Source organism: Vibrio sp. ZF57, assembly GCF_001691235.1.
Classification (GTDB): Bacteria; Pseudomonadota; Gammaproteobacteria; order Enterobacterales; family Vibrionaceae; genus Vibrio; species Vibrio crassostreae_C.
Window position 1 is genome coordinate 42,730 of the sequence record NZ_MAKD01000115.1, and the last position, 26,978, is coordinate 69,707.

Consider the following 26,978-nt stretch of genomic DNA (forward strand, 5'->3'; position numbering starts at 1 on the left):
ATCAAAATGAAAATTGTAATTGCTCCTGACTCATATAAAGAAAGCCTATCAGCAATGGGCGTTGCTCAAGCGATTGAAGATGGCTTTAAACAGCTAATACCAAACGCCGAATACGTAAAATTACCAATGGCTGATGGTGGTGAAGGCACAGTACAATCTCTGGTGGATGCGACCAATGGCTCTATCATCCAACATCCAGTGATTGGTCCATTAGGTGAAATTGTCGAAGGCTTCTACGGTATGTTCGGTGACGGTAAAACTGCCATTATTGAAATGGCGGCCGCTTCCGGCCTAGATTTAGTCTCTCCAGAACAACGTAATCCACTAAAAACCACTACCTATGGTACGGGTGAGTTGATCAAAGCCGTATTAGATAAAGGTGTTGAGCATATTATTATTGGCATTGGTGGTAGTGCGACCAATGATGGTGGCTTAGGAATGGCTCAAGCGCTAGGCATTCGTATGCTAGATGCAGAGGGTCACGAGCTGGTGTTTGGTGGTGGTGAACTGTCAAAACTGACAACCATTGATCTCACCAACCTCGACCCACGCCTACAAAACGTACGCTTAGAGGTCGCTTGTGATGTCGATAATCCATTATGCGGACCAAAAGGGGCATCACAGGTATTCGGTCCGCAAAAAGGCGCAACACCAGAAATGGTTGAGCTGTTAGATGCTAACCTTGCTCATTATGCCAGTATCATGAAAAACCAGTTAGGCGTCGATGTCATTGATCTCCCTGGTGCTGGCGCGGCAGGCGGTCTAGGCGCGGCACTTGTTGGCCTGTTAAATGCGGAGCTTCGCCCTGGTATTAACATCGTAATGGACGCCGTCAATTTAGATGAAATAGTCTCAGATGCTGATCTTGTGATTACAGGAGAGGGGCGCATTGATAGCCAAACCATTCATGGCAAAACACCGATTGGTGTCGCTCGCACAGCCAAAAAACATAAACTGCCTGTCATCGGTATTGCCGGCTGTCTAGCCAGTGATTGTGGTGTGGTTCATGAGCATGGTATCGACGCGGTATTTGCGGTAGTGAACCGTTCAGTAGACTTGCCGACAGCTTTGGCTGAAGCGGCTGAAAATATTGAACTTACTGCTCGCAATGTTGCAGCAATGTATACGATTAAGCACTAATCGAGCTCTCTGTAAGCTAAAAGCAATTTTCGCTGTATGCTAAAAGCAATTAAGGCCGCTATTCACAGCGGCCTTAATTATATTTACAACAAAATCAGACGTTACGCAGGCTCTTGGAAGATAACCGTGTCTGCTTTTTCCGTGTACTGACCCATTTTATGGAAGTTCAGGTAACGGTATGTATCAGCAGCGGTTGCATTAATCTTCTCAGCGTACTCTAAGTACTCTTCTTTCGTTGGGATGCGACCTAGAATCGCGCCAACAGCAGAAAGCTCAGCAGAAGCCAGATAAACGTTCGCGCCATTACCTAAGCGGTTCGGGAAGTTACGCGTTGACGTCGACATAACCGTCGAAGCATCAGCAACACGAGCTTGGTTACCCATACATAGTGAACAGCCAGGAGTTTCGATACGTACCCCAGCACGACCGAAGATGCCGTAGTAGCCTTCTTCTGTCAGTTGGTCTTTATCCATCTTCGTTGGCGGAGCCACCCATAGGCGAGTATTTAGCGAGCCGTTAAACTCTTCTAGCATCTTACCAGCGGCACGGAAGTGGCCGATGTTGGTCATACAAGAACCGATGAACACTTCTTGAATCTCTGTGCCTTGAACGTCAGATAGAAGACGAGCATCATCTGGATCGTTTGGTGCACATAGGATTGGTTGATCGATATCAGCAAGGTCAATCTCGATAACGTGCGCGTATTCCGCATCTGAATCAGCAGACAGCAACTCAGGGTTAGCTAGCCACTCTTCCATTGCTGTAATACGACGCTCAATCGTACGAACATCACCGTAACCTTCAGCGATCATCCACTTCAGCATCACGATGTTCGAGTTCAAGTACTCAGAGATAGACTCTTCAGAAAGCTTAACGGTACAACCTGCAGCAGAACGCTCAGCAGATGCATCAGAAAGCTCAAATGCTTGCTCAACAGATAAGTGCTCAACACCTTCAATTTCTAGTACACGACCAGAGAATTCGTTGATCTTACCGGCTTTCTCTACCGTTAGTAGGCCTTGCTTGATGCCGTAAAGAGGAATGGCATGTACTAGGTCACGTAGCGTGATACCCGGTTGCATTTCACCTTTAAAGCGAACCAAGATAGATTCAGGCATATCAAGAGGCATAACGCCTGTTGCTGCAGCAAATGCTACCAAGCCAGAACCCGCAGGGAATGAAATACCTAGAGGGAAACGAGTATGCGAGTCACCACCTGTACCTACAGTATCAGGAAGAAGCATACGGTTTAGCCATGAGTGGATAACGCCATCACCCGGACGAAGTGAAACACCCGCACGATTCATGATGAAATCAGGTAGCGTATGGTGAGTGTTTACATCGACTGGTTTAGGGTATGCCGATGTGTGACAGAAAGACTGCATTACAAGGTCTGCAGAGAAACCAAGACACGCCAGATCTTTAAGCTCATCACGAGTCATAGGACCGGTCGTATCTTGAGAACCGACTGTCGTCATTTTAGGTTCACAGTACTGACCAGCACGAACACCTTCAACGCCACATGCTTTACCAACCATCTTCTGAGCTAGCGTGTAGCCTTTATCAGATGCAGATGGATCGATTGGTTTAGCAAACAGATCCGTTTCAGCTAGACCTAGAGCGTCACGAGCACGACCCGTTAGACCACGACCGATGATCAGTGGAATACGGCCACCAGCACGCACTTCATCAAGAAGTACTTTGCTTAGCTCAAAGTTTGAAATCACAGAACCGTTCTTGTGAACAACACCTTCGTACGGGTAGATATCAATGATATCGCCCATGTTCATGTCTTGTACGTTCAGTTCAATGGGTAGTGCGCCTGAATCTTCCATTGTGTTGTAGAAGATTGGTGCAATTTTACCACCAAGACAAACACCGCCAGTACGCTTGTTTGGTACGAATGGGATATCTTCACCCATGAACCAAAGTACTGAGTTTGTTGCCGATTTACGTGAAGAACCTGTACCAACAACATCACCAACGTAAGCCAGTGGAATGCCATCTTTTTGCATTTCTTCAATTTGTTTGATTGGACCAACGCTACCCTGTTCATCAGGAGTAATGCCATCACGTTCCATCTTCAGCATCGCTTTCGCGTGTACTGGGATGTCAGGACGTGACCATGCATCAGGCGCTGGAGATAGGTCATCGGTGTTCGTTTCACCAGTGACTTTAAATACTTTTACTGTGATTTTTTCTGCTACTTTATCTTTCGCTGTAAACCATTCAGCATCAGCCCAAGATTGAAGTACTTGTTGTGCAGCAGCATTGCCAGCTTTCGCTTTCTCTTCTACGTCATAGAACGCATCGAACATCAGTAGAGTATGAGATAGCGCTTTAACAGCGATTGGAGCAAGCTCAGCATCGTCTAGTAGAGATACTAGAGATTCGATGTTGTAACCGCCTTGCATGGTACCAAGCAGTTCTGCAGCTTTTGCTTTGCTTACTAGTGGCGAAGCTACTTCACCTTTAGTGATAGCCGTAAGGAAGCCAGCTTTTACGTAAGCAGCTTCATCTACACCCGGTGGAATGCGATTTTCTAGTAGGTCAAGAATGATTTCTTCTTCACCTTGAGGTGGATTCTTCAGAAGTTCAACTAGGCCAGCTACCTGCTCAGCATCTAGTGGTTTTGGAACAACTCCTTCGGCAGCACGTTCTTCGACGTGTTTACGGTAGGCTTCAAGCACGACTTTTTTCCTCTCATTGCGGTTCACTTCTTACCTTCATAATTGTTAGTAAAATAAAGAAGTGAACATCCTTGGAAACTTGGCTCTCCATTGCCATTTTTGTCATTCAATTTGTATTGATGAGCGGCGTCATAGAGGCCAAACTGTGGGCGATAGAATAGCAAATTTAACGTTAAATTAAAATCTTATCATTTTGACCAACATAGCAAGTTAAGACGAAAGTCCCACTATTTTTGCCTAATTACGCAGTTAAACGGCTACTCTACGCATGATTATTTGTAGGAAGTACCGACAATCAAATAGACCGAATCATAGTTATCTTCAGTTCGGCCATAAGCCAAAATGATCGGTCCTATTGGCGAATCAACACCAGCAAAAACAGAACCTGCGGTGTACATTGGTGCTTCATCAATGGTTAAATCATTGTTCGACCAAACACCACCATGTTCTATGGATGCACCTACGTAGAACGGTGATTTAAAGAGGCCGAAGTCATTTTCAAACCACTTATAACGATAGATAAGGCTGGTGTAGGCCAAGTTCTGACCTATCATACTATTCCTTGGAATACCTGACAGGTTTAAGAAGCCACCAAGCTCTTTGGGGTCGATTGGAAAAACAGAGTTTTTACTTTCTACAATTCCGTAATCCAGCTTTGCGACTAAAGTATGCTTCTCAATACTCTTTGCTGCCATGAAATTAGCCGAAAACTCATAAACCGTATCACTCTCAGACGTTAAATCCGATTCACCAAGAGAGCTGTCATTATCAAAATCATCATGAGAAACGAGGTACTCTAAATCGACAAAGTAACCCTTGGTCGGTAAGCTGAAATTATCCAAAGTATCCAGTCGGTAACCCATGAAGCCACCAATACGCTTGTAGCCACCACTGCCCAATGAAGGTAACGAAGAAACCTCAACATCCCCATCTGTATAACGAACACCAAATGTCAGCTCCTGCCACAAGGTTGGTTGATAGCCTAATGCCAATTCACCGACATATTCACTATACGTCATAGGGAGATAATCTTTCGTTACGTCCAGTGTCGGTTCTTCAATATCATCAATATCTGCGGGTAGGTTTCTGTTCTCTTTGCTGTAAACAACCGATGCAGAAGTGAACAGTTTTTGACTCGAAAAGAAGGGCGAGTAAAGTTCCGCTTCAATTCGTTTGTCAGTACCCATCTCGACGTTAGTTCTTAGCTCTGCACCATGCTTATTAATATCGGTAAAGTTGGCTGAGACACCGATCGAGTACTGACTGGTAGTAGAGAAATCATCTTCAAGAAAGAATCGAAAGTTGAGGTAGTTTGGGCCCCAAGACTTTTCGTTCACATCGACTTGAAGTTGATCTTCACCGTCAACGTTGTCAAATTCATAAGTGACCAACTCAAATCTATCCAGTGCATAGAGATCTTTCACTTTAGATTCGATTTCACTGGTTTTCAAAACCTCACCAGAATCGAGATTTAAGCGGTTTTCGATCAACTTATCTGAATAGTGGGTGTTGTTGTTGATGACAACCCTATCGACGACAGTCTTATCGCCATGTTTCAGCTGTCTGCGTGCTTTTTGTTTGTCCTCGATATAATGCTGATAATCGGCATTTGAGAGCGATAGCTTAGAAAGTTCATCAGTATGCTGCTTAGCGGCTTCATAGCCCGCGAGGAAAGCCGATGGCATTTTATCAAAGTCAGTCGTCTCCATTTGCCCAACATCAGGACGTAGGAAAACATCATCATCCGTCAGTGTTTCAGCTTGCTCTTGAGTGCTGCGTTGGACCAGATAATTAGAGAGTTGATCAGCTGCCGCTAGAAAATTCGTGAAATCTTCTTTGCCTTTGTAATTGGTACTGATATCCACCGCAATGACAATGTCCGCGCCCATAGCTCTGGCAACGTCGACTGGCATATTATTGGTGACACCACCATCAACCAGCATTCGGCCATCTAATTCATAAGGGGGAAGCGCGCCGGGAACTGACATACTGGCCATCATCGCATCAACAAGGTGACCATGGTCGATGACCACCTCTTCAAGCTCAATAATGTCGGTTGCGACTGAACGGTAGGGAATAGCAAGATGGTCAAAAGAGTCGAGTGGAGATAGGTTACCTGTGGTTTCACGCAGAATACGCAACATGTTCTGACCTTGAACCACCCCTTTCCTAGCTTTGATTTCGCCCCAACCTAAACCGAGATCGGTGTTCAGTTGGTAACGGTCTTCATATTCTTTGTCACGTACTCGGCGATCACTACGGTTAACACGATCACGGTAGCCGCGATTCCAATCAACCGTATAAATAAAACTTTCAATCTCATCAGCACTCATCCCTGTCGCATAAAGCCCACCAACGTAAGAACCCATGCTAGTACCAGTAATGTAATCAACCGGAATTTGCATCTCTTCTAGCGCTTTAAGTACACCAATGTGAGCCGCTCCTTTGGCTCCTCCACCAGCAAGCACAACAGCAACGGTTGGTCTTTTATGAGCTTGTCCAGCTTGCTGAGATTGTTCCACCGGTGTCACAGTCGATGCAAACAGCTGAAAACTGATCACAGTACCGACAATGCCTAAGCTGCTCACTATCCAACGAGAAATCATTATTTAAACTATCCTTGTCATTCTTTTCTTTTACGACTTTACCACTGAAAAAGCTTTTTTAGCCACTGTTTTGGTTGACTTTCACAACCCTTTTTAATGTTTCCATTCTCATCCCAAACCGGCAGTTTAACCGTACCATCACAGTCAAACTCTAAAGCCCCTTGAGAAGTTCGAGTAAAACTTGCCGTCGTAATGCCATTCGGCCAAGGCAACAGTAACTGCTCTGGAGTTCGATGCTTCAGATAATCGGCATAAACACGTAGCGCACCACTAGAGCCCGTGAGTTTAGTCGGCTTATTATCATCGCGCCCTAGCCAGATGGTAGTGACTTCGCGACCATCAACACCCACGAACCAACTGTCTCGGCTGTCATTACTGGTGCCCGTTTTACCGGCTAATCCTGCCCATGCAAACTGACCTTGTAGGAAACGCCCCGTACCTTCAGACACGCCACGTTTCATCGCATACGTTGTCAACCAAGCCGCTTGCTGGTCAACGCTTTGTGATACTCGAGGGATCGACTGATACAGAACCTCACCATCGTTATCAACAACTGAACGAAGCGCAGACAAAGGTGCGATACGGCCAGAGTTGGTGATGGTTTGGTACATCTGCGCTACCTGAAATGGGGTCAATGAGAATGACCCCAAAAACATTGATGGCACTGGACGAATTTCGTTTTTATCGACACCCAGTTTTCCAATCGTATCCGAAACGCTATCAATACCTAACTGCATGCCCAAACGAACCGTTGGTACGTTGTAAGACTTAGAAAGCGCCACATACAAGGGCACATCGCCACGGAACTTACGATCGAAGTTTCTCGGGCTCCACACGCTACCTTTACTGCCTTTCAAGCTCAGTGGCGTGTCTTTCAATGTTGTCGCCAACGTGTACTTCTGAGGCTGCTCTAGTGCGGTTAAGTAAATTGCAGGCTTGACCAAAGAACCAATTGGGCGACTCGCGTTCAAGGCACGGTTAAAGCCATCGTAGCCAGTACGCTTACCACCGACCATCGCCCGGATTTCACCGGTATTTCTATCCACGGCAATAGCTGCTGCTTCCAGCTTATTACCTGCGGTTTTCGATAAATCAGGCACCTTACGAGCAATCGACTTCTCTAACTTGTCTTGAGATACCGGATCCAGAGAGGTAAAGACTCGAATCCCTTTTTTCGCCTCAAATCGATCGCCGACATACTTCTTAAGCTCAATGTTTACTTGTTGGAAATAAGCGGGCTGACGGCTAGCAATGCGTGGGTTGTCTTGAATATCCAAATCACGACTCGCCGCCTCTTCGTATTGTCGCGGAGTTAAGATGTCTTGTTGCATCAATAAGCGAAGAACCAGATCGCGTCGAGTCTTAGCACGCTCAGGATAGCGAACCGGATTGTAATACGACGGTCCTTTCACCATACCCACCAGCAGTGCTAGCTGATCGATGCGCAGCTCTTGAATAGGTTGACCAAAATACAAACGAGACGCTAAACCGAAGCCATGAATCGCTTGCCCACCATTCTGTCCAAGATAAACCTCATTTAAGTAAGCCTCTAGGATACGGTCTTTGCTGTAACGATGGTCTAAGATAAGTGCAATGTAGGCTTCACGAACCTTACGCCACAATGTACGTTCACTGGACAGGAACAGGTTTTTTGCCAACTGTTGTGTCAGCGTACTACCACCTTGTACCGTTCGCCCAGCTTTGACGTTAACGACCATTGCACGAGCGATGGCCAGTGGCGACACACCATCGTGTTGATAGAAGTTTCGGTCTTCGGTTGCCAGTAAGGCATCAACCATCACTTCTGGGAACTGATTGCGTTTTAAGAACAGGCGCTGCTCATCGTTACTTTTCTCAAGCATGCCAAGCATTTTCGGTTCAACACGCAAGTAGCCCATGTCGCCTTTCTTCTCCAGCGACTGAATGCGAGTTAATTCGTTACCATTGAAGTGCAGCATCACATGACGATCCGCTTCCGGTCCATCAACAAACTCGAACGGACGACGAATCATTTCAATCTTGGTCGAAGAAGAAGAGTATTCGCCTGGGTGACGAGGCGCGTTCACCTTACGGTAATTAAGTACATCGAGCTCATTCTTAACCTGAACCAAACTCACCGGAGTTCCCGGAGACAGGTCTAGCACTCGCGCATAAACCACGGTTGGCAAATCAAACAGCTGACCTTCAAAGCGCTGTTTGACCACAGAATCAAGATAAATACCGACGAACAACAGCAATGCCGCAAGCGCTAAGCCCGCTTTCCAAGAAATGCCCCATAGGATCTTCAACCAACCTCTTTTGCCAGATTTCTTAACCTTAGGTTTGGTCTTTTTCGCAGCCGCTCTTGGTTTTCTTGGCTTGGCTTTGGTCGCTGGTGACTTCTTTGCTGGCGCTTTTTTAGGTGGTGCCTTTTTTGGCGTTAACATTTTGGTCATCATCGATTCAACTGTCGTTTAGTTTTAGTGGTTGCTACATGGTTAGCAGGGTCATCCGGCCAAGGATGTTTTGGGTAACGGCCCTTCATCTCTTTTTGTACTTCTTTGTACGCGCCAGCCCAAAAGCCAGCTAAATCTTGAGTAATTTGTAGTGGTCGCTGTGCTGGAGAAAGGAGCTCAAGCACTACTTTTTTACGCCCTTGCGCGATCAATGGCGAGTCTTGTTCGCCAAAGACTTCCTGCATTCGCACTGAGATCACTGGTTCAGATTGATATTGATAACGAATGGCCTTCTTGCTGCCTGTTGGCATCAGATAGTGCGTTGGCAACCATTGGTCGATTTCTTGATTCAAAGGCCAACCAAGATAAGCCGACAATGCTTGCTCAATCGAAACACTAGACAGTCCTTTTGCCGACTTAATGCCATTCAGATAGGGAGATAGCCACTCATCAAGGTGTTCAATCAAACTCGCATCGTCCATCGCTGGCCAATCATGCTCAGGCATCCAAAGCTCTGCACTGCGTACACGCTCAACCAACTGCTTAGCCGAAGCTGTCCAATTTAAGCGATCCAACCCACATCGAGCGACATAATTGAGCAGCGCTTGGCTCGCCTGATTCGCATCGGGATCAGGTAAAGCTTTGGTGCTGATAATCAACTTGCCCAGAGATACACGCTGCTCAGCAACTAAACGGCCACGTTTCTCATCCCAATCGGCGTAATCGGAACGCACAAACAGTTTTGGAAATTCAGCTTCTAACTGTGCGATATCAACCGCGGTGGCTAAGAAAATCTGACTGGCTCGCCCTGTGCTGCGCATCAAATCAATCACTACGATATAGTTATTGTTCGCCAGTGGATCATCATCACGAACCTCAGCACCGTGGCCATTCGCCAAAAGGAAAGCACTGCTGGTCGCGCTTCTCACTTGTGCAATCCGGTCTGGGAAGGCAAAACAAAGCACTAATGGTAGCAATGATTCGTCAGCTTGTGACAAATCTAAGTGATGATTGAGTTTGCTCGCGAGACTTTTCGCTCGCTGCATCACAACGCTATTTTTGGAATGTTTTCTTTGCTTAAGTCGATGCAAAGAGTGTTGAATATCCGTCACATTGCGCTCCGGCTCTTCCAGCAAAGCAGCAGCAACAATCGCGACATTCAACAGAGCAGGACTACCTTGCTGCGCTTTAACCAACATGCTGGCAATACGAGGCTCTAGACCTAAACGTTGGACCTGTTTTCCTAATGCCGTAAATTGACCATTATCGTCTAACAATTCAAGAGTCTGTAAGAGTTGCTTGGCTTGCCCGATAGAAGCTTTGGGTGGAACGTCTAACCATTGCAGTTCATCAGCACTCGCAGCGCCCCATTGCGTCAATTCAGACACCAGCGAAGACAAATCAGAATGAAGAATTTCAGGTTCTGGTATAGCTGGTTGCTGCATCAGCTGCGTTTCGCTGTACAAACGAACGCACAAGCCCTCTTCAATTCGTCCCGCACGGCCCGCTCGTTGTTCAGCTGAAGATTGCGAGATTTTCACTTGCTCAAGCTTAGTAATACCGGTTTTCAGATCGAACTTCGCCACACGTTCAAGCCCAGAATCAACCACCAATCGAATACCTTCAATCGTCAAAGAAGTCTCAGCAATATTGGTCGCTAACACCACCTTTCGACGCCCTTTCTCTGATGGCGCGATCGCTTTCTGCTGTTGAGAAAAGCTGAGTTGCCCATACAGAGGACACACATCGATATCATTGGCGAATTGTTCTAGTTGAGATTCCACCTGCTTAATCGCAGAAACGCCCGGCAAAAAGGCCAGAAGTGAGCCTGACTCTTTCTCCATCAGAGAGCGAATCACGTTAGCCATTTTAGGGGCTAGATATTCATTTGCGTTAAGAGGCTGATAACGGAAATCGACCGGAAAGGTGCGACCTTGTGATTCAACGTATTTGGCATTCGGCAGCAAAGTTTGCAGAGCTTGTTGATCTAAAGTTGCCGACATCACTACCACTTTCAGATCGTCACGCAACGCCTCTTGGATCTCTAAGCTAAACGCCAATGCGGTATCGGCGTGAATACTGCGCTCGTGAAATTCATCAAAGATCACCATATCAACCCCAGTTAATTCAGGGTCGGTTTGGATCATTCTTGTCATGATCCCTTCAGTAACAATCTCTAAGCGAGTCGCACTGCTGCTTTTAGATTCACCACGAACTCTAAAGCCAATGCTCTCTCCCACCTTTTCTCCCAATTGGCTCGCTAAGTAAGTAGCAATATTCCTTGCAGCCAAACGCCTCGGTTCAAGCATGATGATTTTGCCTTGAACGGCGTTGGTCTTAACTAACTGTAAAGGGAAGAATGTTGACTTACCCGCACCGGGAGCGGCCTTTAGAATAAGTTGAGTGTGTGTTTCTACGCCAGCGAGCAGATCTGGCATCACAGCTTCTATGGGCAGTTGTGGCAATGGGAGAACCTTGTGGTGTAATGTTGGCAACATTGTACATAAAAACCTACCTGTCTAAATAAGTAATATGCACTTCAATCCTCCATTAGAGCCAGCGACTCTTATTAAACGCTATAAACGCTTTCTCACTGACATCCAACTTCCAGACGGTAGCGAGCGCACTATCCACTGCGCTAACACTGGAGCAATGACAGGATGTGCGACTCCTGGCAATACGGTGTGGTACTCAACCTCCGATAATGCAAAAAGAAAGTACCCAAACAGCTGGGAGATCTCAGAAACAGACAAAGGTCATCGTATTTGTGTAAATACTGCGCGGGCAAACCAGCTAGCGGTGGAAGCAATTGAAAATGGGACTATAGTTGAACTCTTAGGTTATAACGCGTTACGAACCGAAGTGAAATATGGCAGCGAGAATAGTCGCATTGATATTCTGCTTGAAGATAACGAAAAGCCGCCTTGCTATATCGAAGTGAAAAGCGTCACTTTGCTCGACGAGCTAGAAACGTCAACTAAAGGGCAAGGTTTTTTCCCTGATGCGGTCACAACCAGAGGCCAAAAACATCTGCGTGAACTCACAGAAATGGTCGAATCTGGAAATAGAGCCGTACTTTTATTCACTGTTTTACATTCAGGTATTGAAAAAGTGTCTGCGGCACACCATATAGACGCCAAATATTCGTTATTACTAAAACAAGCACAAGACGCTGGAGTTGAAGTGCTTTGCTATAAAGCAGAGCTCAGCAGTACTCAAATACAACTAAAACAAGCTGTTGAATTTATCAATAGCTAAGCAAAGATGCTGAACTAATCACATTGATTGCAAGTTTGAATAAGAGTATTTGCCACCATTCGTTCTTTCTGCTATAGATACCCGCCTTAAAATTAGCTGCTTTGCAGTTGACTAGGTGTAAATAGGAGATGCTGTATGCCAGAATCTAAGAAAAAAGCGCTAGGCATCCTAGCCATCGCAGGTGTTGAACCGTACCAAGAGAAGCCAGGTGAAGAGTACATGTCACCTGAGCAAACGGAACATTTTACAAAAATTTTAGCAGCTTGGCGCAACCAGCTCAGGGAAGAAGTTGATCGTACTGTGCACCACATGCAGGACGAAGCAGCGAATTTCCCAGACCCAGTTGACCGTGCTTCTCAAGAAGAAGAATTCAGCTTAGAGTTACGTAACCGTGACCGTGAACGTCGTCTTATCAAAAAAATTGAGAAGACATTAGACAAGATCGAAGAAGACGATTTCGGCTTCTGTGATTCTTGCGGTATCGAGATTGGCATTCGTCGCCTTGAAGCTCGTCCAACTGCTGATCTTTGTATTGACTGTAAAACACTTGCAGAGATCAAAGAAAAACAGATGCAAGGTTAATTCTTGCAGATGTAAAGAAAGGGAGCCTTGGCTCCCTTTTTTGTTTGTTATCCAAGCGAAGTATTTCACACGCTTGATAGTAAATAGCAGCTTTAAGCCTTAGTTCTAGGCATTAAAGCTCTTGTCAAACGTCTTAAGAATCGGCTACTGCGGTACCATTTAGATTAGGTTGTTCACTCATGAATTATATCGGGCGCTTTGCACCATCACCGTCAGGTCCTCTTCATTTTGGCTCACTTGTTGCTGCTCTTGGTAGCTACTTTCAAGCGAAATCTAACCAAGGAAAATGGTTAGTTCGTATGGAAGACCTCGACCCACCAAGAGAAATGGCCGGCGCTGCAGACCTCATTCTTAAGACGCTTGAGGCTTACCATCTATTTTGGGATGGTGAAGTCGTCTATCAAAGCCAACGTCATGACTTGTATCAAGCTCAAATCGATCAATGGGTTGCTGACAATCAAGCCTACTACTGCCAATGCACCCGCAAGCAGATAAAGGCTTTGGGCGGCTTTTACAATGGTCACTGTCGAGATGTAGGCCTAATCGATTCAGGTGAACAGGCGGTGCGCTTGTGCATGGACTTTCCAGTGGAGTCCTTTGATGATGTTCGCCACGGCACCATTCAAATCCCTAAAGCACTAGCTGAAGAAGATTTTATTATTAAACGCAGAGATGGATTGTTTGCCTATAACTTGGCCGTTGTTCTTGATGACATCGACCAAGGAGTAACAGAAGTCGTAAGAGGCGCAGACCTGATAGAACCAACAGGTCGACAAATCAGTTTGTATAAGACGCTCAAGCAAAAAACAGTGAGCTACTTGCACTTACCATTGGCAACCGATGGCTTGGGGAATAAACTGTCAAAACAGAACCATGCCACCGCGATAGATCTAGACAACCCAAAACCAACGTTACTCAACGCGATGCGATTCTTAGGTTTTGATATCCCGACGGCCCTTTATGAGGCTTCAATGGATGAGATTTTATTGTGGGGCTGCCAACAATGGAACGTCAGTCAGTTACCTGATAGTTTACAAAAAGAGCACTGTAATTAGCTCGAAACTCACGGCAAATAGCAAAAACGACACATAAAAATGCCATAACCAACCACTGTGGTTAAGCAGACGATGTTCTCAAATGGCTCGCGCTAAGCTATTATTAGCCGCAATTAAACTCTGCACTACCACTTTGGACTAAGAGAAAAACAAAGTTGGCGATACCTACTTTGTTCTAAACTAATGAATACAAACGACAATACCCCAAGCGAACAACGCGGATTCCACGAATTAGCTCTGAATATTTATACTCGTCAAGAGCACAATATTTCACGCAAGCAGATCAGCGACAACGCACTAAAAGTGCTATATCGCCTGAATGGTGCGGGTTTTGACGCATTTCTAGTCGGTGGTGGTGTGCGCGATATCTTATTAGGCTCTCAGCCAAAAGATTTTGATATTGCGACCAACGCAACGCCAGAGCAGATCAAACACCTCTTCAGAAACTGTCGCCTTATCGGTCGCCGTTTCCGCTTGGCACATATCATGTTTGGTCGCGACATCATTGAAGTGGCAACTTTCCGTGGTCACCACCAAGAACCATCGAAGAACGTTTCTGCACAATCGAAAGAAGGCATGCTACTTCGCGATAACGTGTACGGCAGTGTTGATGAAGATGCAGAGCGTCGTGATTTCACAATCAACGCGATGTACTACAACATTGCAGACTACAGCATCCACGATTACGCGGGTGGTGTAGAAGATTTAGAAGATAAACTGATCCGCCTGATTGGCGATCCAGAAACGCGTTACCGCGAAGACCCAGTGCGTATGCTACGTGCAATGCGCTTCGCCGCTAAACTGGATTTCGACATCGAAGAAGACACGGCTGACCCGATTGAAGAGTTAGCTCACCTTCTAAGAGATATCCCAGCAGCGCGCCTTTACGAAGAGTCTCTGAAATTACTGCAATCAGGTCACGGTTTAGAAACCTACCACTTGATGCGCGAGTACAATCTATTCCAACAGATGTTCCCAGCGGTAGCGGAGCACTTCACCGAAGATTACGACTCACACACAGAGCAGATGCTTGATTTGGTTCTCGATTCAACCGACCTTCGCATCGAAGATGGTAAGCGAGTAAACCCAGCATTCATGTTCGCAGCGATGCTTTGGTACCCAATGAACAAGCTGGCAGACAAACTTGTCGCTGAACAGGGTATGGCACACTACGATGCGATCATGGAAGCGAGTAACATCATTCTAGATCAGCAAGTAAAGTCTATTGCGATTCCTCGTCGTCACACAGCAACCATTCGCGAAGTTTGGCAACTGCAACTTCGACTGCCTCGTCGCAACGGTAAACGCGCTGTTCGTCTAATGGAATTAAACAAATTCCGTGCAGGCTACGATTTCCTAGAAATGCGTGGTGAGATTGAAGGTGGCGAAACCAAAGAGTTAGCAAAATGGTGGGAGCGTTATCAGACTGCAGGTCGTAACATGCGTCAAGCAATGGCTAACGACGTTGCAGCACCATCAAAGTCAGGCCATCGTCGCCGTAAGACTTACCGAAACAAAAAGAGTAAGCAATCAGAATGATAACTGCTTACATTGCGGTCGGCAGCAACCTTGCCGACCCAGTTAGCCAAGCAAATTTGGCTATCGAAACGCTAAAAAGCCTACCGCGATCAACGTTTATTGCGACCTCTCAGCTATATAGTAGCACTCCAATGGGACCGCAAAATCAACCAGACTACATCAACGCGGTAGTCGCTATCCAAACCGAATTAACGCCAATTGAACTGCTTGATTGCACTCAAAAGATCGAACTAGAGCAAGGGCGCGTCCGTAAAGACGAACGTTGGGGACCAAGAACCTTGGATCTCGACATTGTGCTATACGGCAATGAGGTGATCGATTCAGAGCGCTTAATCGTTCCTCATTATGGAATGAAAGAACGAGAGTTTGTACTCTACCCGCTTGCTGAAATCGCACCAAGTTTACAACTCCCTGATGGGACTGAGCTGACAGAACTACTGAAAATAGTAGATAAGAACGGGCTCAATGTTTGGCAACAATAGCCAAGCGCATTAAGGAAAACCAATGAAAAAAGTAACCATTAACGACCTGATCAAATGCAAACGTGAAGGCCGTAAATTTGCGACTTCGACAGCTTATGATGCGAGCTTTGCTCAATTATTCGAAAGCCAAGAAATGCCAGTTCTGCTTGTCGGTGATTCACTGGGTATGGTTTTACAAGGCCATAACGATACATTACCAGTAACCGTTGAAGACATTGCTTACCATACTCGCTCAGTGCGTGCTGGTAGCCCAAATTGTCTTCTTATGGCTGACATGCCTTTCATGAGCTACGCGACGCCAGAACAAGCTTGTGAGAGCGCAGCGACTTTGATGCGTGCTGGTGCGAACATGGTAAAAATCGAAGGCGGAAGCTGGTTGGTTGATACTGTGAAGATGCTAACAGAACGTGCAGTACCAGTATGTGCACACTTAGGCTTGACGCCCCAGTCTGTGAACATTTTTGGTGGTTACAAGATTCAAGGTCGTGACGACGAGCAAGCCGACAAAATGGTTGCTGACGCGTTAGCACTGCAAAACGCAGGCGCTCAAATCGTTCTACTTGAATGTGTGCCAGCTTCATTGGCAAAACGAATTACAGAAGCTTGTGACGTACCGGTTATCGGTATCGGCGCAGGTAATGTTACCGATGGTCAGATCTTGGTTATGCATGACATGTTCGGTATTTCTGCGAACTACATGCCGAAGTTCTCTAAGAACTTCCTAGCAGAAACAGGTGATATGCGTAAGGCAGTAGCTCTATACAAAGAAGAAGTAGAGAGCGCGCGCTTCCCTGATGAAGCTCATACAATCGCTTAGGAGTAAGTATGCAAACTTTTGCTGAAATAGCGGCTCTTCGTGAGCAGATTAAACAGTTTAAGCGTGATGGACGTACGGTTGCTTTTGTACCGACAATGGGAAACCTGCATGAAGGCCACCTGACTCTGGTAAAGAAAGCTCGTGAACTGGCCGACATCGTTGTGGTAAGCATCTTTGTAAACCCAATGCAGTTTGACCGTGCAGACGACCTAAACAACTACCCTCGAACGTTAGAAGCAGATTTAAGCAAACTAACAGGTGAAGGGGTTGAGCTAGTATTTACACCAACGCCAGAGGTGATGTACCCAGATGGATTAGACAAGCAGACGTTTGTTGAGGTCCCTGGCATATCTCACATGCTTGAAGGTGCCTCTCGTCCAGGTCACTTCCGTGGTGTATCAACCATTGTCACTAAACTGTTTAATATCGTTCAGCCAGACTTTGCATGCTTCGGCGAGAAAGACTTTCAGCAACTTGCTGTTATTCGCCAGATGACCACTGATTTAGCATTAGACATTGAAGTTGTCGGCGTTGCGACCGTTCGTGAAATGGATGGTTTGGCAATGAGCTCTCGCAATAGCAACCTAACGATTGACGAGCGCCAACGAGCGCCCGTTTTAGCGCGTACTATGCGCTGGATCAGCAGCGCTATTCGTGGTGGTCGCGATGATTACGCATCAGTGATTGAAGATGCTACTGACCAGCTACGCGCTGCAGATCTTCAACCTGACGAAATCTTCATTTGTGATGCTAAAACTCTGCAAGCGATCACTTCAGAATCAACTCAAGCAGTGATTCTAATGTCGGCTTTCCTAGGTAAGACGCGTCTTATCGATAACCAAGTTCTCGATTTGGTAACGGAAACCAAAGAAGAAGTGAAAGAAGAAACGACTGAATAGTCGGCTTCTGCTCTTAACGCAAAACAAAAAAAGGTCGATGTTATATCGACCTTTTTCTTTACCTGTTACTTAGATGAACCAAAGGTTAGCTACGTAAGCCAATACCCTTTGTCACTAGGTAGTGTGCAATGCCATACAACAGCACGATAAACACACCTAGTACGCCAAACGACGTCACGATCCCCACATCAGACACACCCAAGAAGCCATATCTGAACGCGTTAACCATGTACACGATAGGGTTCAACTTCGATACACCTTGCCAGAATTCAGGCAATAGACTGATCGAGTAGAACACACCACCAAGGTACGTCAGCGGCGTTAAGATAAAGGTTGGGATAATAGAGATATCATCAAACGTGCGTGCGAATACCGCGTTAATCAAGCCACCCAAAGCGAATACTACCGACGTTAAAAATACCGTCGCAATAATCACGCCCCAATGGTCAACTTGTAAGTCGACAAAGAACAACGACACGAAGGTTACTATGGTACCCACTAACAAGCCACGAACCACACCACCCATTACGAAGCCGGCGATAATCACGTAGTTAGGAACAGGCGCTACAAGCAGCTCTTCAATGTTCTTCTGGAACTTGGCACTAAAGAACGATGAAGCAACGTTGGAATATGAGTTGGTGATCACCGACATCATGATCAGACCGGGAACAATGTATTCCATGTAGCTAAAGCCGTTCATTTCACCAATACGCGCACCAATCAGGTTACCGAAGATGATGAAGTAAAGCGTCATGGTAATCGCTGGCGGCACCAGAGTCTGCACCCAGATACGAGTAAAGCGATTGATCTCTTTGGTCAACAAACTGCAGAAAGCGGTCCAATATAGGCTGTACATATTATTTACTCCCCTCACGGACGATACTCACAAATAGCTCTTCTAGACGGTTTGCTTTGTTACGCATAGAGAGGACTTTAACCTGTTGCTCGCTCAATTGAGCAAAGATGGTATTCAAACCTAGGTTCTTGTCGATTTCGATTTCTAGCGAGCCATTGACCATCACTTGGCTATTCACGCCTTCAAGCTTAGGTTCAGTCGTGCCCTCTTCCAGATCCAGAATAAAGGTCTCAGCACTCAATTTGCCCAACAGCGCTTTCATTGTTGTGTTCTCAATCAGCTCACCGCGATTGATGATACCAATGTTGCGACACAGCATTTCTGCTTCTTCTAGGTAGTGCGTGGTCAAGATAATGGTAATGCCCTGCTTCTCATTGATCTCTTTTAGGAATTCCCACATTGAACGACGTAGTTCAATATCAACGCCTGCTGTCGGTTCATCAAGGATCAACAAATGAGGTTCATGCATCAATGCACGCGCGATCATCAAACGACGCTTCATACCACCAGACAAGTTACGCGCGCGTTCGCCACGCTTTTCCCACAGATCGAGTTGAGATAGGTACTTTTTCGCTCGCTCTTTCGCTAATGCTTTTGGCACGCCGTAATAACCCGCTTGTTGCAGCACGATCTGTTCAACGGTTTCAAACGGGTTAAAGTTAAACTCTTGAGGCACAAGGCCTAAGTTCTGCTTCGCCAATTCCAGATCGGTATCAATGTCGTAGCCGAACACTTTAACCTTGCCTGACGTTTTATTTACCAGTGAAGAGATAACACCAATGGTGGTTGATTTACCCGCACCATTGGGACCAAGTAGTGCGTAAAAGTCGCCTTTTTCTACTTGTAAACTAACGCCCTTAAGAGCCTCGAAGCCCCCAGCATAAGTTTTTCTTAATTGCTCAATTTCTAATGCATACATAGAGATAGACTGCCATTTGCTATAGATAAGATGTAGACGGCCGAGCTTGAGGAAGAGAGTAATGCTTAAAACGAACTAGCTGAAAGCTAACCCAAGATTTGTTTACTCGGCCATTTTGCGAACAAGTTTATCGTTGATTGACGATGAATACAAATATCGTGTGAGAGTTTCTTTCGAAAACAAATAAGCGTCTTGGCTACGTGAAGACTAAATCAACGTTCAATAAATATAAAAATGCCGCTAAGTGATTCACTTAACGGCATTAATGATCAGTCTTGAAGTGAGCGTCTATGGCTTATTCATATCAGCTTATTACTGAAAAATTAAACTGACTCAAATTGATGCTCATCTCTGTCGACATAGCTTGTTGCTGCCGTCAGGGCTTCATATCTGAATCGATAAGTGTTGGATTCAGGTACTAGGTCAATCACGTGGAACTTCTCTAGTTGTTGACGAGTATTCTCATTAGGACACAGCAGATACACCTCACACTGCGCATCCAATGCATCTTTAATCGCATTCTCTAGCGCTAGGCCAACAGTGACATCAATCATAGGTACATCTGTCAGGTCTAGAATCATCGCTTCATAGTCAGAGATACTTGAGTGCTGACGTGAAATCGCCTTTGAAACGCTGAATATCATCGGCCCTGATAGGTAGAAGAATAGCACCTTACCATTGGCACTATCGAGTAACTGACGTTCGCTATCAGTCAATGGGATATCGTCTTCATCATCACCATCACTGATCGCCTTAACTTGTCTGGCTTGCTCTCGGCTTAATCTTTCAATAATCAGAATATTCGAGATAAACACACCCAGTCCAACGGCAATAATCAAGTCAACAAACACAGTCAATAGCATCACGCCGTACATCACGCCCATGCCGGCATAGCTAACCTTGTGCGCGCGCTGGATAAAGCTCCAATCTAGGATATTGAAACCAACATACATCGCGATACCAGCCAGCACTGCCATAGGAATCGGTTCTGTTAAACCACCCGCAACCAATACCACGAGCGCAAGTACTAAAGCTCGAATAACACCTGAAAGCGGAGAACGCGCTCCCACCTGAATATTGGTTACAGTCCCCATAGTGGCACCCGCGCCAGGTAGTGCACCAAACAGGCCAGAGATCATATTGGCAATGCCTTGGCCACGAAGCTCTTTGTCTGAGTCATGCTCTTTACGAGTCAATGAATCTCCGATAACCGCGGTCAAAAGCGTATCAATACAACCTAATGTACCAAGCACCAAGGCATCGATAACCATAGTAGTAAACTGTTCAGCGCTGATCGTAGGGATAACGAGGGAAGGTAAACCAGCTGGGATTTCACCAATACGGCGAATAGAGTCGGTATCAAAAATAATGACGGACAAGAGCGTTACAGCCACTAACGCGACCAGTTGAGCAGGCACATACTTACGATACTTAGCGGGGAAGCCAAAAAGAATACCGAGTGTCAGAGCACCTAGAAATAGCTCGCTCACTTTTAAGTTTGCTAGCGTATCAGGTAAAGCAGAGAGCGTGCCCATTACACCACCGGATGGAGCGGCATGCCCTAACAATGGAGACAGCTGCAAGATAATCAGAATAACGCCAATGCCCGACATGAATCCGGAGATCACGCTATATGGCATCAAAGTGACGTATTTTCCTAGCTTTAACGTACCAAGTAATATCTGGAATGCACCGGCCATCATCACGACAGTAAAGGTCATTGCCATACCCGTTTCAGGATATTTAGCAACCATACTCGTCATTACGGCAGTCATGATCACCGTCATCGGGCCGGTAGGTTCAGAAATCAAACTACTCGAACCGCCAAACAATGCTGCAAATAGGCCAACCATAATGGCGCCCCACAAGCCAGCTTCAGCTCCCGCGCCAGAAGCAACACCAAATGCCAATGCTAAAGGTAACGAGATGATGGCTGTAGTTACACCGCCAAACATATCCCCTTTGAGATTGATATCCGTAAAACGACTTCCAAACAAAACACACCTTCCTGATGATGAAATGACAAACCTTATCACTTTAGCAAATGTATCAAGTGTTCAGAAAGTGTTAATTCAATCACATTATTCATGTCTTATAACCGGATTATTGATAGTGGGCTAAGTTTATGATTTTCCGTACTAGAACACGTCAGATGAGTACATTTTGACGCAGTTTTTACGAGATTGAATTTGTAACATTGTGTATAGTTAAGCATCTTAATTGAGGGATGTAAGAAGCAAGATGCCAGAAATAAAACAGCTTTTTGAGAACAATTCCAAATGGTCTGAAGAAATTCGCTCTGAAAGACCTGAGTATTTTACAACGCTTGAAGAGGGTCAAAGCCCTGGTTTTCTATGGATAGGTTGTTCAGATAGCCGAGTTCCAGCCGAGCGCCTGACTGGCTTATATTCTGGAGAACTGTTTGTTCACCGAAACGTGGCCAACCAAGTGGTTCATACAGACCTAAACTGTCTATCTGTTGTTCAGTACGCAGTAGATGTGCTTAAAGTGAAACACATTATTGTCTGTGGTCACTACGGTTGTGGCGGTGTTAACGCGGCGATTGATAACCCTAAACTTGGTCTTATCAACAACTGGTTACTGCACATCCGTGACAATTACCTAAAATACCGCAAGCAAATCGAGGGGCTTCCTCGTGAGCAATGGGGTGACAAGTTGTGCGAAATTAACGTCGCAGAACAGGTTTATAACCTAGGCAACTCAACCATTATGCAGAATGCGTGGGAGCGTGGCCAAGAAGTTGAAATCCACGGTGTGGTTTATGGTATTGGCGATGGCAAGCTGCAAGACCTTGGCGTACGTTGCTCAAGTAACGATACCCTAGAGAACAGTCACTTAGATGCATTAAACAAGATCTTAACGACGCCTCTTCTTAGTCAACAAAGCTAACCCCCTTCTGTAATAAATACAAAAAGCCCGCATCAAGCGGGCTTTTTAATGACTTCTAAACCACAAGCGCAATGATTACTCTTGAGGTACTACCTTACCGATGTACGGTAGGTGACGATATTTTTGTGCGTAGTCGATACCAACACCAACAACGAACTCATCTGGGATTTCAAAACCAATCCACTTTGTATCTACAGTCACTTCACGGCGAGAAGGCTTGTCTAGTAGCGTGCAAATTTCGATAGACTTAGGGCCACGTAGGCTTAGAATCTCTTTCACTTTAGTCAGCGTATTACCCGTATCGATAATATCTTCTACGAGTAGAACGTCTTTACCTTGAATATCATCATCAAGGTCTTTCAAAATACGAACATCACGTGAGCTTTCCATGCCGTTGCCGTAGCTAGACGCGGTCATGAAATCAACTTGGTGCGTTAAATCGATAGCACGAGCAAGATCTGCCATAAAGACAAAAGATCCACGCAATAAGCCAACTAAAACTAGATCTTCACTACCTTTGTAGTGTTCCGTGATCTGTTTGCCTAGTTCGTTCACTCGATCCTGAACTTCTTGCTCAGAGATCATGACTTCAACTGTATGCTTCATACTGCTCTCATTCTATTTGGTGATTGCGACGAATGTTGACAGTTTCGTCAGTTGTGTCGCTCAATTTTGTGCGTAAGTCTAGCACTGCTCAAATACCCACACCACCTTATGGTTCGAATTTACTGTCAGATTCTCAACGAAATGTGCGCTGGTGCCTTATCCAATACTCGTCTCCTTTCACATCAATGCTGATCACGCTTTATGTATCAAGTTTGATGTAACTGTCTATAAAACAAGCTGAAAGGATTGACCATTCGCATATGCACCATTACACTCATCTTGGCTTAAATAATAATAAAATCATTAATATAAAAATTTCGTTGGCAAGGAAAATAAAATGGACTCAATATCTAAGAGACCTAGAACTAGGCTTTCACCTTTAAAAAGAAAACTTCAATTGATGGAAATCGCTCTTGAGGTATTCTCTCGCCGCGGTATCGGTCGTGGTGGACACGCTGATATTGCAGACATCGCTCAGGTGTCTGTCGCAACTGTATTTAACTACTTCCCTACCCGTGAAGATCTGGTTGATGAAGTACTAAATCACGTTGTACGCCAATTCTCTAACTTCCTTTCAGACAATATCGATCTGGATATTCACGCAAAACAAAACCTACATAATATTGCGACTGAAATGGTGACGTTAGTGGCTCAAGATAGCCATTGGTTAAATGTGTGGTTCGAATGGAGCGCTTCGACTCGTGATGAAGTATGGCCGCTATTCGTAACAACGAACCGCACTAACCAAATGTTAGTACAAAACATGTTTAGCAAAGCGATTGAACGCGGCGAAGTCTGTGACGATCACGACCCTAAACATCTAGCGAATCTATTCCACGGCATTTGCTACTCGCTATTCATCCAAGCGAAACGTGTAGAAACGCCAGAAGAGCTTTCAAGCTTAACGGATAGCTATTTGAACATGCTGTGCATTTATAAATAGATTTGAAATTCGGTCTTCGAAAAAAACTTAGGGATTGGCGTATTGCGTCAATCCTTTTTTGTTTTTAGCACTCGCTCTTCGTATCCCGGAGCGCAGCGTACTCGCATCTCGGAGTGAAACGTTCCTGCGCCTTACTTCAGACATAAAAAAGCCGCTGACAAATCAGCGGCTTTTAAAAACATTAGCGAGTGACTAAGAAAGAATTACTTCTTCTTTTTCACTGCTTTTTTGTTTGGAAGGTCAGTGATTGAACCTTCGAATACTTCCGCAGCTAGACCAACAGACTCGTGTAGAGTTGGGTGAGCGTGGATAGTAAGTGCGATATCTTCTGCATCACAACCCATTTCGATCGCTAGGCCGATTTCGCCAAGAAGTTCACCACCGTTAGTACCAACAACAGCACCACCGATTACGCGATGAGTATCTTTATCGAAGATCATCTTAGTCACGCCGTCTGCACAGTCAGAAGCGATTGCACGACCAGAAGCAGCCCAAGGGAAAGTAGCAACTTCGTAATTGATGCCTTCAGCTTTCGCTTCTTTCTCAGTCTTACCTACCCAAGCAACTTCTGGCTCAGTGTACGCAATTGATGGGATTACTTTAGGGTCGAAGTAGTGCTTCTTACCAGAGATAACTTCAGCAGCTACGTGACCTTCATGCACACCTTTGTGAGCAAGCATTGGTTGACCAACAACATCACCGATCGCGTGGATGTGAGGAACGTTAGTACGCATTTGCTTATCAACATTGATGAAACCACGCTCATCAACTTCGATACCCGCTTTTTCAGCGTCGATAAGTGCACCGTTTGGAACACGACCGATAGCAACAAGAACAGCATCGTAGCGTTCAGCTTCAGCTGGTGCTTTTTTGCCTTCCATTGAAACGTAGATACCGTCTTCTTTTGCTTCAACAGCAGTCACTTTAGTTTCAAGCATTAGCTTGAACTTGTTCTTAATGCGCTTAGTGAAAACTTTAACGATGTCTTTATCCGCAGCAGGGATAACTTGATCGAACATCTCTACAACTTCAACTTTAGAACCTAGAGAGTGGTAAACCGTACCCATCTCAAGACCGATGATACCGCCGCCCATGATAAGCAGTTTTTCAGGTACTTCGTTTAGTTCTAGTGCATCCGTAGAATCCCAAATACGTGGGTCTTCATGTGGGATGAAAGGAAGTTTGATTGGGCGAGAACCCGCAGCAATGATTGCGTTGTCGAAGTTAACAGTTGTTGCTTCGCCTTCGCCTTCAACAAGAATGCTGTTAGGACCAGTGAACTTACCGAAACCGTTAACAACAGTAACGTTACGCATCTTAGCCATACCGCCAAGACCGCCAGTTAGTTGATCAACTACTTTTTCTTTCCAGATACGGATCTTGTTGATGTCCGTTTGTGGCTCGCCGAATACAACGCCGTGCTCTGCCATCGCTTTAGCTTCTTCGATTACTTTAGAAACGTGAAGAAGTGCTTTTGATGGAATACAACCAACGTTTAGACATACACCACCAAGAGTGCTGTAACGTTCAACTAGTACTGTTTCTAGACCTAAATCCGCACAACGGAATGCCGCTGAGTAACCAGCAGGACCTGAACCAAGTACAACAACTTGGGCTTTAATTTCTTTGCTCATTGTGACCTCTTGTAGTCATTATCCCTAACAGGCTGAGTAGATGTTCTTAAAATTATTGGGCTTTCAAACAGGAAACATTTTACAGAGATGTTAACAGTGTGAAAGTAGCTTTAAGTTAGCCTGTGAGCTAGACAACAATTCCCCATCAGATTATGAGAAATGCAGGAAACTGTTGTCTAAAAATAGTCTTTATATAAAGAATTAAGGTGACCCGAAAGTCACCTTAATAATTACTTTCTCAATTACAGTACTAGACGACGAATGTCAGATAGTGCGCTGTTTAGGAAAGTAATGAAGCGTGCACCTTCAGCACCATCGATCACACGGTGGTCGTATGATAGAGACAGTGGAAGCTGTAGACGTGGTTGGAACTCTTTACCATTCCAAACTGGCTTAATTTCAGACTTAGATACACCTAGGATACCTACTTCTGGAGCATTTACGATTGGAGTAAATGCAGTACCGCCAATACCACCAAGGCTAGAGATTGTGAAACAACCGCCTTGCATGTCTGCCGCTGTTAGCTTACCAGAACGTGCTTTCTTAGAAACAGCCATTAGCTCTTCAGATAGCTCGTAAATGCCTTTCTTGTTCACGTCTTTGAAGACAGGAACAACTAGACCGTTTGGTGTATCAACAGCGATACCCACGTTTACGTACTTCTTAAGAATGATGCTTTCGCCATCTTCAGAAAGAGAAGAGTTAAACGCTGGGAATGCTTCTAGCGCTTTAGCAACAGCTTTCATGATGAACACAAGTGGAGTGATCTTCATGCCAGTGTCTTTCTTCGCTTCGATTGCGTTCTGTTCTTTACGGAATGCTTCTAGCTCAGTGATGTCTGCGTTGTCCCATTGTGTAACGTGAGGGATCATTACCCAGTTACGGTGCAGGTTAGCACCAGAGATCTTCTTAATCTTAGAAAGCTTCTGAACTTCAGTTTCGCCGAACTTGCTGAAGTCAACTTTTGGCCATGGTAGTAGACCAAGAGCAGAACCGTCGCCGCCTTTGCCAGATGCAGCTGCACCAGACTCAAGACGCTTAAGTGCATCTTTAACGTAAGACTGAACGTCTTCTTTAAGGATACGGCTCTTACGACCAGTACCTTTAACCTTAGAAAGGTTAACGCCAAATTCACGAGCTAGACGACGAACTACTGGAGAAGCGTGCGCGTAGTCACCGTTCTCTTGGAAGTCGCCAGCTGCTGCTGGAGCCGCTGCAGGTGCTTCTGCTTTAGGAGCAGGTGCCGCCGCTGGAGCTGCTGCTTGTGCAGGTGCTGCAACAGGAGCAGGCGCTGCGCCTTCAACCGGAGTGCCGGCCACGACGAAAGTCATGATTAGAGAGCCAGTTGACACTTTGTCGCCAGCTGCAATCTTGATCTCTTTTACTGTACCAGCGAATGGTGCAGGAACTTCCATTGAAGCTTTGTCGCCTTCAACAGTAATTAGAGATTGCTCTTCTTCTACTGTATCGCCAACCGCTACCATGATTTCAGTAACTTCTACTTCGTCGCCACCGATATCAGGAACGTTTACTTCTTTTTCAGCTGATGCTGCTGGAGCCGCTGCAACTGGTGCTGCCGCCGCTGGAGCAGGAGCTGCTGCAGGGGC

General features: G+C 45.5%; 20 protein-coding genes. 10 read left to right on the top strand and 10 right to left on the bottom strand.

Annotated elements, in window-relative coordinates; translation table 11 throughout:
- The first annotated feature begins 6 nt into the window (after positions 1 to 6).
- On the top strand, positions 7 to 1,140 hold the full coding sequence (locus A6D97_RS17575; RefSeq protein WP_017059424.1) for a glycerate kinase: 1,134 nt from the start codon (positions 7 to 9) through the stop codon (positions 1,138 to 1,140).
- Positions 1,141 to 1,241: 101 nt separating this feature from the next.
- On the opposite strand, the gene acnB is transcribed toward A6D97_RS17575, so the two are convergent.
- The 4 genes from acnB to hrpB all read right to left on the bottom strand — a co-directional run bounded on the left by acnB (position 1,242) and on the right by hrpB (position 11,369).
- On the bottom strand, positions 1,242 to 3,830 hold the full coding sequence (acnB, locus tag A6D97_RS17580; RefSeq protein WP_017059425.1) for a bifunctional aconitate hydratase 2/2-methylisocitrate dehydratase: 2,589 nt from the start codon (positions 3,828 to 3,830) through the stop codon (positions 1,242 to 1,244).
- 272 nt (positions 3,831 to 4,102) lie between these two features.
- On the bottom strand, positions 4,103 to 6,436 hold the full coding sequence (locus A6D97_RS17585; RefSeq protein ID WP_065584920.1) for a patatin-like phospholipase family protein: 2,334 nt from the start codon (positions 6,434 to 6,436) through the stop codon (positions 4,103 to 4,105).
- Positions 6,437 to 6,474: 38 nt separating this feature from the next.
- Positions 6,475 to 8,874 carry a penicillin-binding protein 1B gene (gene mrcB / locus A6D97_RS17590; RefSeq protein ID WP_065584921.1) on the bottom strand — a complete coding sequence of 800 codons (2,400 nt, stop codon included), beginning with the start codon at positions 8,872 to 8,874 and terminating at the stop codon, positions 6,475 to 6,477.
- Positions 8,871 to 11,369, bottom strand: a complete 2,499-nt coding sequence (gene hrpB, locus A6D97_RS17595; protein WP_080582206.1) for an ATP-dependent helicase HrpB — start codon at positions 11,367 to 11,369, stop codon at positions 8,871 to 8,873. The genes mrcB and hrpB overlap by 4 nt, the downstream gene beginning before the upstream one ends.
- Before the next feature lie 34 nt (positions 11,370 to 11,403).
- Here hrpB and sfsA point away from each other — a divergent pair, with 34 nt between their 5' ends.
- From sfsA to panC, 7 genes are all read left to right on the top strand, one after another.
- The gene (gene sfsA, locus A6D97_RS17600; protein WP_048612328.1) at positions 11,404 to 12,129 is read left to right on the top strand and encodes a DNA/RNA nuclease SfsA; all 726 of its coding nucleotides are present in this window, start codon (positions 11,404 to 11,406) and stop codon (positions 12,127 to 12,129) included.
- Between the two features lie 135 nt (positions 12,130 to 12,264).
- Positions 12,265 to 12,711 (top strand): RNA polymerase-binding protein DksA, encoded by a 447-nt coding sequence (dksA, locus tag A6D97_RS17605; RefSeq protein WP_004738189.1) that lies wholly within the window; start codon positions 12,265 to 12,267, stop codon positions 12,709 to 12,711.
- 179 nt (positions 12,712 to 12,890) lie between these two features.
- A complete protein-coding gene (gene gluQRS / locus A6D97_RS17610; RefSeq protein WP_017059431.1) occupies positions 12,891 to 13,766 on the top strand; it encodes a tRNA glutamyl-Q(34) synthetase GluQRS in 876 nt (291 codons plus the stop codon).
- A 183-nt stretch (positions 13,767 to 13,949) separates the two neighbouring features.
- The gene (gene pcnB, locus A6D97_RS17615; protein WP_017059432.1) at positions 13,950 to 15,305 is read left to right on the top strand and encodes a polynucleotide adenylyltransferase PcnB; all 1,356 of its coding nucleotides are present in this window, start codon (positions 13,950 to 13,952) and stop codon (positions 15,303 to 15,305) included.
- Positions 15,302 to 15,787 carry a 2-amino-4-hydroxy-6-hydroxymethyldihydropteridine diphosphokinase gene (folK, locus tag A6D97_RS17620; protein WP_004735459.1) on the top strand — a complete coding sequence of 162 codons (486 nt, stop codon included), beginning with the start codon at positions 15,302 to 15,304 and terminating at the stop codon, positions 15,785 to 15,787. Before pcnB ends, folK begins: the two co-directional genes overlap by 4 nt.
- A 22-nt stretch (positions 15,788 to 15,809) precedes the next feature.
- The gene (panB, locus tag A6D97_RS17625; RefSeq protein ID WP_017059433.1) at positions 15,810 to 16,604 is read left to right on the top strand and encodes a 3-methyl-2-oxobutanoate hydroxymethyltransferase; all 795 of its coding nucleotides are present in this window, start codon (positions 15,810 to 15,812) and stop codon (positions 16,602 to 16,604) included.
- Between the two features lie 8 nt (positions 16,605 to 16,612).
- Positions 16,613 to 17,503 carry a pantoate--beta-alanine ligase gene (panC, locus tag A6D97_RS17630; protein WP_017059434.1) on the top strand — a complete coding sequence of 297 codons (891 nt, stop codon included), beginning with the start codon at positions 16,613 to 16,615 and terminating at the stop codon, positions 17,501 to 17,503.
- A gap of 85 nt (positions 17,504 to 17,588) precedes the next feature.
- On the opposite strand, the gene A6D97_RS17635 is transcribed toward panC, so the two are convergent.
- The 3 genes from A6D97_RS17635 to A6D97_RS17645 all read right to left on the bottom strand — a co-directional run bounded on the left by A6D97_RS17635 (position 17,589) and on the right by A6D97_RS17645 (position 21,233).
- Positions 17,589 to 18,359, bottom strand: coding sequence for an ABC transporter permease (locus A6D97_RS17635; RefSeq protein WP_010435987.1), 771 nt, complete (start codon positions 18,357 to 18,359; stop codon positions 17,589 to 17,591).
- Position 18,360: 1 nt separating this feature from the next.
- Positions 18,361 to 19,278, bottom strand: coding sequence for an ABC transporter ATP-binding protein (locus A6D97_RS17640; protein WP_017059435.1), 918 nt, complete (start codon positions 19,276 to 19,278; stop codon positions 18,361 to 18,363).
- Positions 19,279 to 19,601: 323 nt separating this feature from the next.
- On the bottom strand, positions 19,602 to 21,233 hold the full coding sequence (locus A6D97_RS17645; protein WP_017063247.1) for a SulP family inorganic anion transporter: 1,632 nt from the start codon (positions 21,231 to 21,233) through the stop codon (positions 19,602 to 19,604).
- Between the two features lie 286 nt (positions 21,234 to 21,519).
- Here A6D97_RS17645 and can point away from each other — a divergent pair, with 286 nt between their 5' ends.
- Positions 21,520 to 22,188: a carbonate dehydratase gene (can, locus tag A6D97_RS17650; RefSeq protein ID WP_065584922.1), complete on the top strand. Its 669-nt coding sequence runs from the start codon at positions 21,520 to 21,522 to the stop codon at positions 22,186 to 22,188.
- A gap of 75 nt (positions 22,189 to 22,263) precedes the next feature.
- Here the strand turns inward: can and hpt are convergent, their stop codons facing one another.
- Positions 22,264 to 22,794 carry a hypoxanthine phosphoribosyltransferase gene (gene hpt, locus A6D97_RS17655; RefSeq protein ID WP_017633235.1) on the bottom strand — a complete coding sequence of 177 codons (531 nt, stop codon included), beginning with the start codon at positions 22,792 to 22,794 and terminating at the stop codon, positions 22,264 to 22,266.
- Positions 22,795 to 23,131: 337 nt separating this feature from the next.
- On the opposite strand from hpt, the gene A6D97_RS17660 reads away from it, so the two are divergent.
- Positions 23,132 to 23,737: a LuxR/HapR/OpaR family quorum-sensing transcriptional regulator gene (locus A6D97_RS17660; RefSeq protein WP_019824386.1), complete on the top strand. Its 606-nt coding sequence runs from the start codon at positions 23,132 to 23,134 to the stop codon at positions 23,735 to 23,737.
- 203 nt (positions 23,738 to 23,940) lie between these two features.
- Here the strand turns inward: A6D97_RS17660 and lpdA are convergent, their stop codons facing one another.
- Both lpdA and aceF read right to left on the bottom strand, forming a co-directional pair.
- Entirely contained in the window at positions 23,941 to 25,371 is a 1,431-nt protein-coding gene (lpdA, locus tag A6D97_RS17665) for a dihydrolipoyl dehydrogenase (protein ID WP_017059440.1), read from the bottom strand.
- Positions 25,372 to 25,613: 242 nt separating this feature from the next.
- The coding region (aceF, locus tag A6D97_RS17670) for a dihydrolipoyllysine-residue acetyltransferase (RefSeq protein WP_240492708.1) at positions 25,614 to 26,978 on the bottom strand (1,365 nt) is incomplete at its 5' end.